The 13,494-nt window shown below is 51.4% G+C and carries 13 protein-coding genes; 8 read left to right on the forward strand and 5 right to left on the reverse strand.

Features of this window, described 5'->3' with window-relative positions; genetic code table 11:
• Positions 1 to 224 precede the first annotated feature (224 nt).
• The 4 genes from gntT (at position 225) to NDI45_RS00700 (ending at position 3,866) form a co-directional block, all read left to right on the forward strand.
• Positions 225 to 1,541: a guanitoxin biosynthesis MATE family efflux transporter GntT gene (gene gntT / locus NDI45_RS00685; RefSeq protein ID WP_348245773.1), complete on the forward strand. Its 1,317-nt coding sequence runs from the start codon at positions 225 to 227 to the stop codon at positions 1,539 to 1,541.
• A gap of 309 nt (positions 1,542 to 1,850) precedes the next feature.
• Positions 1,851 to 3,020, forward strand: coding sequence for an HlyD family efflux transporter periplasmic adaptor subunit (locus tag NDI45_RS00690; protein ID WP_348245774.1), 1,170 nt, complete (start codon positions 1,851 to 1,853; stop codon positions 3,018 to 3,020).
• A gap of 14 nt (positions 3,021 to 3,034) precedes the next feature.
• Positions 3,035 to 3,433: a glutamyl-tRNA amidotransferase gene (locus NDI45_RS00695; protein WP_348245775.1), complete on the forward strand. Its 399-nt coding sequence runs from the start codon at positions 3,035 to 3,037 to the stop codon at positions 3,431 to 3,433.
• Between the two features lie 127 nt (positions 3,434 to 3,560).
• A complete protein-coding gene (locus NDI45_RS00700; RefSeq protein WP_348245776.1) occupies positions 3,561 to 3,866 on the forward strand; it encodes a histidine kinase dimerization/phospho-acceptor domain-containing protein in 306 nt (101 codons plus the stop codon).
• On the opposite strand, the gene NDI45_RS00705 is transcribed toward NDI45_RS00700, so the two are convergent.
• Both NDI45_RS00705 and thrS read right to left on the reverse strand, forming a co-directional pair.
• Complete coding sequence (locus NDI45_RS00705) at positions 3,826 to 5,727, reverse strand: mechanosensitive ion channel family protein (protein WP_190792206.1); 1,902 nt, start codon at positions 5,725 to 5,727, stop codon at positions 3,826 to 3,828. The genes NDI45_RS00700 and NDI45_RS00705 overlap by 41 nt on opposite strands.
• Before the next feature lie 654 nt (positions 5,728 to 6,381).
• Positions 6,382 to 8,235 carry a threonine--tRNA ligase gene (thrS, locus tag NDI45_RS00710; RefSeq protein WP_348245777.1) on the reverse strand — a complete coding sequence of 618 codons (1,854 nt, stop codon included), beginning with the start codon at positions 8,233 to 8,235 and terminating at the stop codon, positions 6,382 to 6,384.
• Positions 8,236 to 8,417: 182 nt separating this feature from the next.
• Here thrS and NDI45_RS00715 point away from each other — a divergent pair, with 182 nt between their 5' ends.
• Together NDI45_RS00715 and NDI45_RS00720 are read left to right on the forward strand one after the other, a co-directional pair.
• Positions 8,418 to 8,744, forward strand: coding sequence for a DUF2605 domain-containing protein (locus tag NDI45_RS00715; RefSeq protein ID WP_348245778.1), 327 nt, complete (start codon positions 8,418 to 8,420; stop codon positions 8,742 to 8,744).
• Positions 8,745 to 8,998: 254 nt separating this feature from the next.
• On the forward strand, positions 8,999 to 9,295 hold the full coding sequence (locus tag NDI45_RS00720) for a DUF2973 domain-containing protein (RefSeq protein ID WP_190789872.1): 297 nt from the start codon (positions 8,999 to 9,001) through the stop codon (positions 9,293 to 9,295).
• A 225-nt stretch (positions 9,296 to 9,520) separates the two neighbouring features.
• Here NDI45_RS00720 and NDI45_RS00725 read toward each other — a convergent pair whose 3' ends face one another.
• From NDI45_RS00725 to NDI45_RS00735, 3 genes are all read right to left on the reverse strand, one after another.
• Complete coding sequence (locus tag NDI45_RS00725; protein ID WP_348245779.1) at positions 9,521 to 10,363, reverse strand: hypothetical protein; 843 nt, start codon at positions 10,361 to 10,363, stop codon at positions 9,521 to 9,523.
• A 142-nt stretch (positions 10,364 to 10,505) separates the two neighbouring features.
• Complete coding sequence (locus NDI45_RS00730) at positions 10,506 to 11,567, reverse strand: D-alanine--D-alanine ligase family protein (protein ID WP_348245972.1); 1,062 nt, start codon at positions 11,565 to 11,567, stop codon at positions 10,506 to 10,508.
• A 177-nt stretch (positions 11,568 to 11,744) separates the two neighbouring features.
• Complete coding sequence (locus NDI45_RS00735) at positions 11,745 to 12,137, reverse strand: tetratricopeptide repeat protein (RefSeq protein ID WP_242067108.1); 393 nt, start codon at positions 12,135 to 12,137, stop codon at positions 11,745 to 11,747.
• 521 nt (positions 12,138 to 12,658) lie between these two features.
• On the opposite strand from NDI45_RS00735, the gene NDI45_RS00740 reads away from it, so the two are divergent.
• Both NDI45_RS00740 and NDI45_RS00745 read left to right on the forward strand, forming a co-directional pair.
• Complete coding sequence (locus NDI45_RS00740) at positions 12,659 to 13,024, forward strand: hypothetical protein (RefSeq protein WP_348245780.1); 366 nt, start codon at positions 12,659 to 12,661, stop codon at positions 13,022 to 13,024.
• A 124-nt stretch (positions 13,025 to 13,148) separates the two neighbouring features.
• A complete protein-coding gene (locus tag NDI45_RS00745; protein ID WP_190790132.1) occupies positions 13,149 to 13,403 on the forward strand; it encodes a ChaB family protein in 255 nt (84 codons plus the stop codon).
• Positions 13,404 to 13,494 lie beyond the last annotated feature (91 nt).

A 13,494-nucleotide genomic window follows, 5' to 3' on the forward strand; every position in this document is an offset into this window, starting at 1 on the left:
GGACAAATGAGAGAAAAATGAATATTTCTAAATAAGTGACTTGCGATACTGTAAAAAAATAGTTTTTCCTTTGATTTGCGGCGGTTTTTTATGAGGAAGGCATCCAGCTAGAGGTAGATGGGTGGGGGCGGAGACGGGAAGAGGAGACAAGAGGAGGAGAAGGTGAGGGAAGGCGGGATGGAGAGATAAAGGGAAGATAGAAGAGAGCGAATTTGAGAGATTTAATGAACCAGGATTCAGGGTTTGTTCGATCGTTTTTGCGATTGTCGATCGTCAATGTGCTGTCGAATTTGATGGTTCCCCTGGCAGGAATTGTGGATGTTGCATTTTTGGGACATTTATCAGAGATTCGACATCTGGCAGGAGTTTCGCTGGCGACGGTGTTGTTTAACTACATTTACTGGACGTTTGGCTTTCTGCGAATGGGCACCACGGGCATGACGGCGCAGGCGATCGGGCGCAAGGATGAAACCGAAGCATTGGCGATCGGGTTACGACACGCTTTGATTGCGCTGGTAATTGGGGTGCTAATTTTGCTGTTGCAGACTCCACTGCGGACGATCGGATTTGCGTTGCTGAGTGCCACGCCGGAAGTGAAGGCAGCAGGGCAGGACTACTTCCACGCGCTGATTTGGGGTGCACCTGCAACGCTGATTAACTTTGTGCTAATGGGCTGGTATCTGGGACGCGGACAGAGCGGTAAAGTGCTGCTGCTTTCGGCGGTCAGCAACGGCAGCAATATTGTGCTGGACTATTTCTTTGTGGGGCAGTGGGGCTGGGCGAGTGCGGGTGCGGGATGGTCTACCGCGTTGAGCCAATATCTGATGCTGTTGATCGGTTTAGGGCTAATCAGACGCGAGTTTCGCGGGCGCGATTTGCAGAAAGTCACCAAGCCACTCTGGGAGCGATCGGCTCTCGGCACAGTGTTCAGCCTGAATCGTGATATTTTGGTTCGCACGTTTGTGCTGGTGTCTACCTTTGCCTTGTTCACAAACCTGAGTTCGGCTTTCGGCACAGAGGTTTTGGCGACGAATACGGTTTTGCTTCAGGTCGTGACGCTAACGGCTTATTTTATCGATGGGTTTGCCTTTGCCACCGAAAGCTATGCCGGGCTGTTTCGCGGTCAGGGTACAGTAAAAGGCTTAACGCGGCTGCTAAGAATCGCCGGATATATGAGCTTAGCCGTTGGACTGCTGTTTGCGATCGCCTTTATCCTGCTGCCGCTTCCTTTGTTTGGCTTGATAACCGACCACCGTGCAATTCTCGATCGCATACCCCAATATGTTGTCTGGCTGCTGCCTGTGCTTGGCTTTGGATCGATCGCCTATATGCTCGATGGCTATTTTCTGGGTTTAACCGAAGGACCGATGCTGCGGCGGGCAGCAGTCATTTCAACGCTGGTCGGGTTTGTGCCAATGGCGCTCGTTGCCTGGTGGCTTCGCAGTTCCCATTTGCTCTGGCTGGCGCTGACGCTGTTTATGCTGGCGCGATCGATCACGTTAGCCATCAAAGTTCCTCAGACACTCAAGGATGAAGATTGAATTAATCTAGCTGAGATTCTAGGGGAGCATTCTCACTCGCCCACCCAGGCAACCGACCACTTCTCTGATGAATTCCCTGATGAATTCCCTGATGAATTTAATTCACCCTTTAATCCACTCTTTGCATCACTGAATTCCACATTACGACCTCAACTCCCCAGATGGGTGATTCCTGAACAATGCAAATATTTGTAACATAAACAAAGGAGTTCTTTGGGCTGCCCAGTTGCCTGACTGAATTCCTTGAATTCGTTCAATTCATTCAACAGATTGCCGGATATACAGACCGGTTATTTCGGCGACGCATCTATGGACACGCTCAGAAAAAACAAAGGTCAGCGCGGCTGGATCGTGATTGCTGCGGGTGCGACACTGGCTCTGGGATTGGTTGGTTTTGGCGTCAGCCAGCTCATCGCGAATCAGCAAAGGGCACAGCAAGCCGCGATTGAGGCTCAGGCTCCCCCACCAGAACGGGTCGAAGTGGTTGCTCTGGGACGGCTGGAACCGCAGGGGGAAGTGATTCGCGTGGGCGGGCCTACTGGTGAAAGGCTGGGTCGGCTTCAGGTGCAACAAGGCGATCGGGTTCAGGCGGGGGCAGTGCTGGCCTACCTGGAGAGCTATGGCGAACGGTTGGCAGAACGGGATCTGGCAGTGAGTCAGCTTCGAGAGGCAGAGCAACGGCTTCAGGCAGAAACCTCTGTTGGCAATGCCCAGATTCAAGAAGCGCAAACCCGCGTGCAGCAGGTCGATCGCCCTACTAATTTTCAGATCCAGTCGCAGGAAGCCACGATCCGCGATCTAGAAGCACAGTTTGCCTTGGCACAAGCTAACCTTCGCCGATCGCAGGAGTTACAGAGTCAGGGAGCCATTTCCCAGCAGTCGCTCGACCAGCAAATCACCCAAACCCGACAGGTACAAGAACAGCTCAATAGTGCCAGAGCCAATCTAGTTCGGCTGCAAACCCAGCGTCAGACCGACCTGCAAAACGCCCAGGCACAGGTTCAATCGCAGCGGGCAAGCGCCTCTCTCAGTCAGGTAGAGGCAGCAGTCGAGTCTGCTCGTCAAAACCTCAACCTGGTACAGGCAAAACTCGATCGCACCACCATCCGCGCCCCTCGCGACGGCAGAGTTCTGCGCGTGATCACCCACAGCGGGGAGACGATCGGGGAACAAGGCATCCTCGATCTGGGCAACACAAACCAGATGAATGTGATCGCAGAGGTTTATGAATCCGATATTGGGCTGGTGAAAGTCGGTCAGCCTGTGACGATAACGAGCCGCAACGGAGCTTTTGAAACGCCCATTACCGGAAAAGTCTCTGAAATTGGCTGGCAAATCTTCAAAAACGATGTGCTAGACGACGATCCGGCGGCGAATGCTGATGCCCGTGTGGTTGAAGTACGAGTCCGCCTGAACGACAGCAAACCTGTTGAGGCACTGACAAATTTGCAGGTGGATGTGAGAATCGACGTGAAGTAATCTTTCGGAATGGAATGAAAGACGATCGCGGCAATATTTACCTGGCAGTCAACGGCACACTAATGCAGGGCTTAGAGCTAAACTCGAATCTGCTGAACGTGGGAGCCACCTTTGTTCAAGAAACCGAGACGGCTCCAATTTATCGGCTGTGGTCGATCGACGATCGGCATCCGGCAATGATGCGCGTGGCAGAAGGGGGCAGAGCGATTGCGCTTGAAATTTGGGCTGTGCCTCCGGCAGGCCTAGCAAATGTACTGATGCAGGAGCCAGCCGGACTGGCGATTGGGAAAGTGCTGCTTAACAATGGCGAAACGGTGCTCGGCGTGCTGGGAGAACCGTTTCTCTGTGAAGATCAGCGCGAAATTACCCAATGGGGTGGCTGGCGTGCCTATATTGCTAACTCTTCAAGCTAAATCTTCAAGCACTTTTTAAACACCTTAAAAAACCGCATGGGCAGTTTCCCGGATGTGGTCGCGATCGCAGTTCGATAGGCTGGAGGATGTGTTCCTTTGTTCTTTGTACCTCCTTTGTGAGACTTGTATGAGTGACTTCCACTCTTCTGTTTCCTGTTCAGATGTCTTCTGCCAAGGTAGTCATCTCGAAAGTAGTCATCTTGATTGCAGTCATCTCGAAAGCCTCAAAACTGAATTCATCACGACGATCTCTCACCAAGTTCGCACACCGCTTAGTGTTATTTTTCTCTCTGTCGAACTGCTAAAACTGCATGGGGAGGACTGCACCGAGGCAATGCAACAAGCCTACCTTAGCCAGATTTACCACGCCGCCAAAGAAATCAATACCCTGTTTAACGAGACTCTGCCGATGATCGATGCTGATCTCGCTTAGCGTCTTTTGCGGCGGCACGATGCGTCCGCAATTCCTCAAGACGGTCATCTTCATCCGGTAAAGGCTGTAGAGAAACTGCCTGCTGCGGAATACCGATCGCAATTCCGGCACTATCAAAAGCAAGCTTTAGCCGCTTCCGATATTCTCGCGCCACCTCCCACTGTTTAAGCGGTTGCGTTTTGATCCAGAGGCGGATAGTTGACCCGGTTGAATCGAGCTTATCCACACCCAATAGTGCAGGCTGGTCGATAATTAAATCCTGCCAGTACGGATCGCGCGTCATGTCCATTGCTACCTGCTCAACCACGATTAAAGCCTGATTGAGATCAGTGGTATGGGCAACGCTGATGTTGATGTCTACGCGAGACCATTCCTTTGACAGGTTTTGCACGATCGTAATTGCGCTATTTGGAATGGTGATTAGTCGTCCTTCTTCGTTGCGAAGCTGGGTAATGCGAAGGTTCATATTTTCAACCAGTCCAGTAACTTCGCCGATCGCCACCACATCGCCCACGCCATACTGATCTTCCAGCAGAATCAGAAATCCATTAATCACATCTTTAATCACGTTTTGCGACGCCAGAGAGATACCGACGCCTGCTACCCCGGTCAGCGTCAGGAGCACTGGATTCACCTGCAAACCCAGCCAGGTTACTGCAATCAAAATTCCTGTAATGACGCAGAGCAACGCCGCAATACTTTTTGCCACTCTGGAGAAAGTGGTAAATCGCAGAACAAGACGCTGCGGAGCAGACGGATCAAAGCTCGAAGAATCTTGCAGTGCCAGGAAAAAGCGATCGATCAGGACTGCACTCACCCGCACTCCCAGATAAGTGACAATTCCCACTGCCAGCAAACGCAGCGGAATCTGAATCCACTGCACCAGTAAAGGCTGAAGCCATCGGCTATAGGGAAACAAACCCACGATAAAAAATAGCCCGCCGCCCCACAGGATAATCTGCAAAGTCTGTGATAGTCGCCGTTTAATATCGTTTACGCCTTGCTGCTGCTGATTTGCGGCGCGACGTTGCAGCAGTTCGCTCGTGGTAGAAGGGACGGGCGTTTGGGTTGAGTCACTGAGTTGCTGAGCATTGCTCTTGGACTGAACCGAGAGCGTCCGCCGCTCACTCTGAAGCTGTCGCTGAAACCGAAGCAGACTCAAGCTGCTAATGCCGATCGCCAACAGGGTAATCAGAGCGCGAAGCGTTTGACCTTTAATGGATTGGGGCTGCCGTTCTTGCTGTGCTCGCACCAGCGCATCGGCAATTTCAACGGTGAGCTGATCCGCCCAATCTTCTAGACTACTGCCGTTCACTTCGGCATCTAGGGCAGTTACGGTGAGCAGTTCATCCTCGTAGGTTCTGCTGTCTGCTTCATATCGAGCGGAAATAATGGGCTGACGACTGGTTGGGTCAACCCTAGCCGTGACCTGCAGCGTTTCTGGATCAAACTGGCGATCGATAATTTGTTGAAGCCGCTTCTGGATCAGGCTAATTCGGCTAGAAATTCGGTTTTCTCCCGGTTTATCGGCTTGCTCCACTTCAGGAACAGCGATCGTAAACAGCCTGCGTCCGTCGAGCCGCACCACGCCGCGATCGATGCCTGATCCGACGCGACTGGGCACAGGGCGAATCTGGGGAAAACTTTGCTCAAACTGACGGAGTTGGGGCGGTAGAGCTTCCCTGGGTAGACTGCTTGCCTGACCCACCGCCAAAATTCCCGATTGCGTCAGGACGATTGCCGCTGTTGCCAGTCCGATCAGTCCATAGCCCAGCTTCCGCAGGTGAAGTTGCCGGAGCCAGCCAGCCAGAATTCGTGACGCAGCTCGCTCGCGCGGTGGTTGATTGTGCAAATTGTTCATAAGCTAAATTCCCTAACGACATCGAACTCCGGGCAGCCAGTTCTCAAACCACTAACCCGCCAGTTTGTTCTATTCGGGTGGTCTCTAGCTATTCCTCCTTAACAGAGACGATCGGGCATAAAAGTCCAGGCAAGATGATAGTCTATTCCGGCGTGAACTGCCAAACGGCGATCGAGCGAAAAAGAAGAGTGATTAGGATAGCAAATCCTGAAAACACCCCTGAAAACACCCCTGAAAACATCCTTGGGCAAGACATTACCTGGGCGAAGAGAAATTTGAGACTCAGGGCTTAATGAGGAAATTTGAGGAGTGGCAAAAATCCTGCATTGCCTCCTAAATCCTCCAAAAGTGATTTGCGGTTATTTGTCGCTCCAAAAGAGCAAAGGGAGACTTTGAAACGAGGAGGAAGTGAAGTTTCTTACAGAATTGGCTACTGTACAGACACAATCGATAGCCCTTGCTTAGTGTGCCTGACAAAATCTGCCTGACAAAATCTGCCTGACAAAATCTGCCTGACAAAATCTGCATAGCAAAATATGCCGAACCAAGGGTTACTTAACCAGGAATTCTGCAAAAACCAAACCTGTTCAAAGTCTCCCTTTTAAAGTCTCTCTTTTACAGGAGATTTAAGGGGCTGAATAGACTAGAACCGGGTCAGAAATTCCCATAGGAGTCGATCGCCTGCTTTATTCGGTCGATTGCCTGCTCTACTGGGATTGCGCCCAGTTCACCCGATGCACGGGTGCGGATGCTGAGCGAATTAGATTCCACCTCTTTTGCGCCAATCACGGCCATCACCGGAATTTTCTCCTTCTCGGCGTTGCGAATCATTTTGCCCAAGCGTTCGCCGCTCTGGTCGATGACAACGCGAATCCCGATCGATCGCATTTGGTCTGCCACCTGTTTTGCAAAAGGCAAATAGTCTTCGGTGACTGCCAGCAGCCGAATTTGTTCGGGAGCCAGCCACAGCGGGAAGTCTCCGGCATACTCTTCGATGAGAATCCCAATCAGCCGTTCCAGAGAGCCAAATGGAGCACGGTGGATCATCACCGGACGCTTACGAGTTCCGTCTTCGGCAACATACTCCAGGTCAAATCGCTCCGGCAGGTTGTAATCAACCTGGACGGTGCCAAGCTGCCATTCACGGCCGATCGCATCCTGGAAGATAAAGTCCAGTTTGGGACCGTAGAAAGCCGCTTCACCAATGCCTTCAAAGTGATCCATCCCCAGTGTTTCCACTGCCCGGCGGATTGCGCCCTGCGACTTCTCCCAGGCTTCATCAGAGCCAATGTATTTATCGGATTCTGGATCGCGGAAGCTGAGCCGTGCCCGGAAGTTCTTGAGCTGAAGACTCTTGAACACCGACAAAATCAGATCCACCACATTGAGGAATTCCTGATCGAGCTGCTCTGGGGTGACAAACAGGTGAGCGTCATCCACCGTAAAGCCACGAACGCGAGTCAAGCCGCCCAGTTCGCCCGACTGCTCATAGCGATAGACCGTGCCAAATTCCGCCAGGCGCATCGGCAGATCGCGGTACGATCGCAGTTCACTCTTATAGATCTGAATGTGAAACGGGCAGTTCATTGGCTTCATCACAAAGCCTTGCTCCTGTTCCCGCTCCTCGTCATCGTCGGACATCATCGGGAACATATCTTCTTTGTACTTCTGCCAGTGTCCCGAAATCTTGAACAGATCGACTCTGGCAATGTGGGGCGTGACCACGGGCAAATAGCCGCGCTTGATCTGCTCCTGTTTCAGAAAGTCTTCCAGGGTCGATCGCAGCACGGTTCCTTTCGGTGTCCACAGCGGTAAACCAGGACCAACCGGATCGGCAAAAATAAACAGTCCCAGTTCCTTGCCTAGCCGTCGGTGATCGCGTCGCTGTGCCTCTTCTTTGCGGCGTTTATATTCGGCAAGCTGTTCGGGAGTTTCCCAGGCAGTGCCATAAATTCGCTGAAGCTGTGCCTTGGTTTCGTCGCCGCGCCAGTATGCCCCCGCCACCGCCTCTAGCTCGATCGCACTTGGGTCAAGCTCACTCGTGTTTTCCAGGTGAGGACCACTGCACAGATCCCACCACTGGTCGCCCAGGTGATAAATAGTGATTGGCTCGGTCTTGATGTCGTTCAGGATTTCTAGCTTATATGGCTCGTTAATCGCTTTAATCCGCTGCTCTGCCTCTTCCCGGCTCACTTCTTCTCGACTAACGGGCAGCTTACGGTTGATGATTTTGATCATCTCTTTTTTAATCGCCTTCAGATCCTTCTCGGTAAACGGATCGGGGCTATCAAAGTCATAGTAGAAGCCGTTTTCAATCCAGGGTCCGATCGTCACCTGCGCTTTGGGAAATAGCTTCTGGACTGCCATTGCCATGACGTGCGAAGTCGTGTGGCGAATCTTCTGGAGTGCTTCGGATTCGCTGGTGCGCGGTAGGTAAATTTTTTCGGGTTGCGCCTGGGCTTGATTCTGAGGTTGCTCGACAGCAGCGTGGGCTTCTGAATAGGACATGGGATGAATAGAATTGAACTTTTGATGCTCTAGCCTCTATCTTATCGACCGATGGGCTGAGCCGCAGTCCTTCATTTTTCATCTTCCTCGCAAAACTTTCTGAGAGAAGCGGTGAATCAACCTCACATTTGTTACATTTCGTAATATGCGTTAAGCTAAAAAGTACGAATTTACTGGTGAAAATGCTCGATTCCCAATCATCTCCTGACCCGGAGTTTCTCAAAAACCTGCTTCAGCCCCTTTTAGAAGACTTTCAATACTGGTTCAATCGATCGCGCACTTTATTAGAGTCTGAGACGATCGAATTTCTCACTACCGAACAACAAGCAGGCCTCCTGGTCCGGGTGCAGCAGGCGCAGCAAGAAGTTGCAACGGCTCAGATGCTGGTTAACCTCACCGAGGGACAGGTGGGCTTAGACACTGCCATTCTGATGCCTTGGCACCATTTGGTGACGGAGTGCTGGCAGGTCGGAATGCGCTACCGGACTCAGAAGGCAGACCGGCGATAGAGGGCAGGATGGATGACGAATCCTCCTAAAATCTGAGAAACTAAAGGAAGATAACTTTTAAAAAACTATTGTGTATAGTGTGAACGAGTGGAATTGAGCAGAGAATAGTGAAACGCCTGGCAAAGAGGGCTGACATTTTCTGCTCATACCGATAGCAAGTGCTGACAGTCAAGCTCGGCAGTCAGTCCCAACAATCGGTTTCGAGATTAAGGCGCATCTGATTTCTGAGAGATTTGGTCTGGAGGCAAGCTTTTATGTTTCATTTGCTTTACATTTTTGCCTTTACCATCCTGGCATTCCTGGCGGTTGGCAATCTCATTCGTAGCATGATGATGCTGGGCATCGATTCTCAGCGATCCTACGGCAACGGCAGACAAAATCGCCGCTACGTTACACCCCATCCTGAACTGCTTGATGATGCAGGCAATCTCAGTAAGGAGCCGTACTTGGTGATGCGATCGATTAGTGTTGAGGATGCCCGCGAACGGCTGGATGCCCTCTTCAATGCTTCCCCTGGCGGACAGGACGATCCTTCTGAAGAAACCCGCTAAGCGATCGCGCTCGAATGGAATTCTCAGAAAAACTTATCCAATGCGGCATTTACGGTCGTTGATATCAAGCTAAGTTCGTTTCTATCCCGCAAAATTCCCTGGCGATTGTTGCAGCTTAAAGGCAGCTCGCTGGGGATAATTAATTTTATTGATAGATAATTAATTGGCAGCTGGAGCTATGGGGCTAAGACAATAAGCTGCGGCGCTAAGCAGGGCAAGAGCAACTTAGGACGGTAAAGATTGCTGCTGCCGCAGGTCAAGACTATCTGCCAGACTTGGCTCGTCCCAATCCAGCGGTGAACTCTGGTCTGAAGGCAAAACGGTGACGATTGCAGGCGTTGTGGCTTCTGCGGTTTTGGGATTACTCGTTGTTTGAACCGTTGTCTGAGCCATTGTCTGGACCAGGGCTGGCTGAGCGATCGGAGCTGGCTGAACCTCAGGAGACGTGGCGGCAGCAAGTTGCTTTAATGCAGCAGACTTCACCACAGGCGGTCTTCCTGACTTGCTTTCTAATCTAGGAATGGGTCGATGCGGACGCAGCGCATGGGATACTAGAACCCCACTTATCGCCATGCTCAGGGCGGTCGCCCCCAATAGCACGATCAGCAAACTGGGTGCTTGAGAAGGCTGATAAAAGTCGCGATCGTCTAAAGCTGCACCGGGTAGACCCGTCTGCTCAAAATCAATGGCTCCATTCGTCGACCTCCCTGGTATTGGTTCTGCAGGCGGAGACGGTGAAATTCCCGATTCGGGTGGAGCTTCAGCCGTAGACGGCACAGTAGGAGCAGAAGAAACCGTTGCAGGAGAAACAACTGTCGGGTCAAGCAGCGATCGGGCTGCCAGCGTTGCCGCAACGAGCAGAATCGCCCATAGCCCAAAAACAAGGAGAAAGCCAGGATGGTGCGATTGCTTTAGCAAAGAGGTTAACCCCGGTGGGCGAGAACGCCGAGGGTGGGGCTGTGACAGTGGAGAATTTGAACGACCTGCTCGGGTCTGACGTGGATTTGATGTGCCTGACCGATGACGAACATTTGCTCTGGTTTGCTGCCGGACGGTTTGCCTGCCCATCGCTCTCAGCCCTACTCACTGCATCCCAAATCAACTACATCGATCACCCACTTCGTTACAGGCGTTTGATCCTGCTACGTTTATTCTATTCGTTTCACCAATTTGTGGGTAGGGGACAGAGGGGTGCGGTAGATGCAGCAGACTATGAATCGCCTTTGAGGGCAAACTGGATCAGTCGATCGACAAGTTGCGGATAGGCAATTCCACTCGCCTCCCACATCATCGGATACATGCTGGTTGCCGTGAACCCGGGCAGGGTATTAATCTCGTTAATCAGGATTTCTCCGGTCTGCTCTACGTAAAAGAAATCGACCCGCGCAATGCCTGCTCCGTCGATCGCCTGAAACGCCTGAATTGCCATTTCCTGAATCCGTGCCGTTACGTCCGGCGGCAGTTTTGCCGGAATTTGGTGGCTCGACCGCCCTGGTGTGTACTTGGTTTCGTAGTCGTAAAAGTCGCTGCTAAAGATGATTTCCCCTAGCACAGAAGCTTTCGGCTGATCATTACCCAAAACCGCGCATTCTACTTCTCGCGCTGTTACGCCTGCCTCGACAATGATGCGGCGATCGTAACTGGCAGCACTGTCTAGCGCGGCTTCTAGCTCGGCACGGGTGCGGACTTTGGCAATTCCAACAGACGAACCAAGATTAGCAGGCTTAACAAAGCAGGGATAGCCTAGATTTGCTTCTAACCGATCGCACAGTTTAGGAAACACACAGGGATTCGACCAGACCTCTGCTCGCGTCACCGTCTCATATCTCACCTGCGGCAGCCCGACCTGAGCAAAAACGCTTTTCATCGCGATCTTATCCATCCCCACCGATGAAGCCAGCACCCCAGAACCCACAAAGGGAACCTGCATCAGCTTCAGCAAGCCCTGAACCGTTCCATCCTCGCCGTTCGGACCATGCAGAACCGGAAACCAAACATTCACTGTTGCAGCATCAGACGGCAAATTCCACAGTTTGGCGCGATCGAAATTCTCGTCATTTAGGGCAAGCGGCACACCCGAATCGAGAACCTGCTGAGCGATGTCTCCGCTTTGCCAGCAGCCGTCCTTCTGAATGTAGAAAGGCAGCAGCGTATATTTTTCTGGATTGGGAGCGGTTGCCAGTGCCCGGGCGATTGACTGAGCAGACCGAATCGAGACTTCGTGTTCCCCCGATCGTCCGCCAAAGAGCAAGCCGACGCTAAGCGTGTTTATAGGCGTGGTCATGGATTTCTTTCTCCCGCTCACCTCATCGCAGATAGCCTATCACAACCCCACAATTTTGCTGCGCTATGCGGATAAACAATAAACCTAATTTGAAACCTAATTTGGAAGAGCCTTGTCGCCCTAGGCAGCAGCATCAGAAGCAGCCTGCGAATCGGGAGATCAAGCTCAAGAAAACGCAGTTAGCTTTTGCTTCAGCCAGATATCCTCTTTCGCAAGCAGGTAACGCGGGTCGGAATAGATTGCAATGGCCCGATTGTATGACTCCAGGGCAGACCCATAAGCCTGCATTTCTGCCAGCAGCAGCCCGCGATTAAACCAGGCTTGATGATAGTCAGGGTCGATCGCCGTTGCCCGGTCGTAGCAAACCAGGGCTTCCGCTTTGCGATCGATTGCAGATAACGCATTACCGCGGTAGTTCCAGGTGTGGCAATTGCGTGGTTCGAGCTTTAAAGCGCGATCGAATGCCGTTAAAGCAGCGTCATACTGCTCCTCAACACAGAGGACACAGCCTTGCTTCTGCCAGGATTGTGCAGAATGAGATTCAGAGAAAGAAGACATCAAATGAGACATCAAATGTAGATTGCTAGTGAGGATAAATGGCAGACCGGGAAGTGCCGCAGTCTTAATATCAAACTTAGATCACTGGAATTAAAACAGGGGTCAAGGGCTTCGCCTCAGCGTTAGCAGGAAGCCTTTAGACTCGCCTAGCGAGCAGGCAAATGGGCAGGTGGGACATCGACGCGGGCAGGGCGTTGGTATTTCGTCTGTGCAAGGTCTGGGTGGGTATCGCTTCGCTCTACGAACTCGATCGACGGGGCGGTTGTTGCAGTTGAATTGAACTGGGATTGAACTCAGAATTCGATCGCTAAAAATGCAACAGAAACTGATGGAAGAATTGATAAAAGAATAAGCGGCAATTTGCTAATCAAAAATCAGGTTTTTCATCGGGTTTCGGTTAATTAAGCAATGAAGATCTATCTTTCAACGCAGGCAGGGCTTCCATCGTTTGAGGGAGGACGAGGATCGAGCGCGTTCACTAATATTACCTTGTGAATCACGCAGTCCAGAGGAATTTAAGCATGAGCGAAAATGCTTTGAACGATCAGAATCAGGAGCGAGTAACAAGACAGCCCGCCGTTCCTGAAGAAGTCGATCCGCAGCAGTTGAAAGAGCAGCGGGAAGAACTGAGACGGGAAGGCAACAATCTGACCGCTAACCCTGGCGATCGAATCGACGACTCCAAGAGCTTGCAGGAAAAGGCTCAGCAGGTAGCAGTCGATGCACCGGACATCACAGGCGATCACATTGTGGTTCCGGCTTACTTTGTAGTAGATGAGCCAGACGGATCGCAAAAAGCACTGCACCACGTTAAAGATGCAGAAGAAATCTCAGATGTGATTCGGCAAGCTCGTATGGATGAAAACGGTGAGAGAACCTGGTGGTAGAAGAATTACTTTGGCTTGCGCGAAACAGTAAATTTGTTTCAAATAAAGTCAGAGAATTTTGTTCTCCGATCGGTTGATTTTTCAGCGCAAATTTCATTAAAACGCTCTTTTTTTAGGAGGAATTATGAATCAGTTAAGCAGAGAAAGCCTGCCTCAAGATATCAAAGATGTTCTGCCGGAAGAAGCTCAAGGAATCTTTGTTGCAGCCTATAACAGCTTCCTGGATAATAGCCAGGATGAAGCTGCTGCTCGTGAAGTTGCATGGCAAACGATTAATAATAATTCCCGCTTTGCTCGCGGCGAAGATGGCAAATACGTGACCGTGGATGAATACGATGGTGGTCACGATCGCCCCCTTGCCAATATGCCCAGCTCGTAAGCAAGATTGGCTTTGGGCAATTTGTTCTGTGCAATTCTAGTGCAATCAAAGAAGTGATCTTCCTAAGGTTAGGCAAGCTAGGGCTTGCCTT

Origin of the sequence: Leptolyngbya sp. GB1-A1 (assembly GCF_039962475.1) — a bacterium.
In the GTDB taxonomy this organism is placed as follows: domain Bacteria; phylum Cyanobacteriota; class Cyanobacteriia; order Elainellales; family Elainellaceae; genus Leptolyngbya_A.

What these genes read in the sequence shown, in the direction of transcription:
- gntT (WP_348245773.1), top strand. Translation starts at nt 225, where the DNA reads ATGAACCAGGATTCAGGGTTTGTTCGATCGTTTTTGCGATTGTCGATC.
- NDI45_RS00690 (WP_348245774.1), top strand. Translation starts at nt 1,851, where the DNA reads ATGGACACGCTCAGAAAAAACAAAGGTCAGCGCGGCTGGATCGTGATT.
- NDI45_RS00695 (WP_348245775.1), top strand. Translation starts at nt 3,035, where the DNA reads ATGAAAGACGATCGCGGCAATATTTACCTGGCAGTCAACGGCACACTA.
- NDI45_RS00700 (WP_348245776.1), top strand. Translation starts at nt 3,561, where the DNA reads ATGAGTGACTTCCACTCTTCTGTTTCCTGTTCAGATGTCTTCTGCCAA.
- NDI45_RS00705 (WP_190792206.1), bottom strand. Translation starts at nt 5,727, where the DNA reads ATGAACAATTTGCACAATCAACCACCGCGCGAGCGAGCTGCGTCACGA.
- thrS (WP_348245777.1), bottom strand. Translation starts at nt 8,235, where the DNA reads ATGTCCTATTCAGAAGCCCACGCTGCTGTCGAGCAACCTCAGAATCAA.
- NDI45_RS00715 (WP_348245778.1), top strand. Translation starts at nt 8,418, where the DNA reads ATGCTCGATTCCCAATCATCTCCTGACCCGGAGTTTCTCAAAAACCTG.
- NDI45_RS00720 (WP_190789872.1), top strand. Translation starts at nt 8,999, where the DNA reads ATGTTTCATTTGCTTTACATTTTTGCCTTTACCATCCTGGCATTCCTG.
- NDI45_RS00725 (WP_348245779.1), bottom strand. Translation starts at nt 10,363, where the DNA reads ATGGGCAGGCAAACCGTCCGGCAGCAAACCAGAGCAAATGTTCGTCAT.
- NDI45_RS00735 (WP_242067108.1), bottom strand. Translation starts at nt 12,137, where the DNA reads ATGTCTTCTTTCTCTGAATCTCATTCTGCACAATCCTGGCAGAAGCAA.
- NDI45_RS00740 (WP_348245780.1), top strand. Translation starts at nt 12,659, where the DNA reads ATGAGCGAAAATGCTTTGAACGATCAGAATCAGGAGCGAGTAACAAGA.
- NDI45_RS00745 (WP_190790132.1), top strand. Translation starts at nt 13,149, where the DNA reads ATGAATCAGTTAAGCAGAGAAAGCCTGCCTCAAGATATCAAAGATGTT.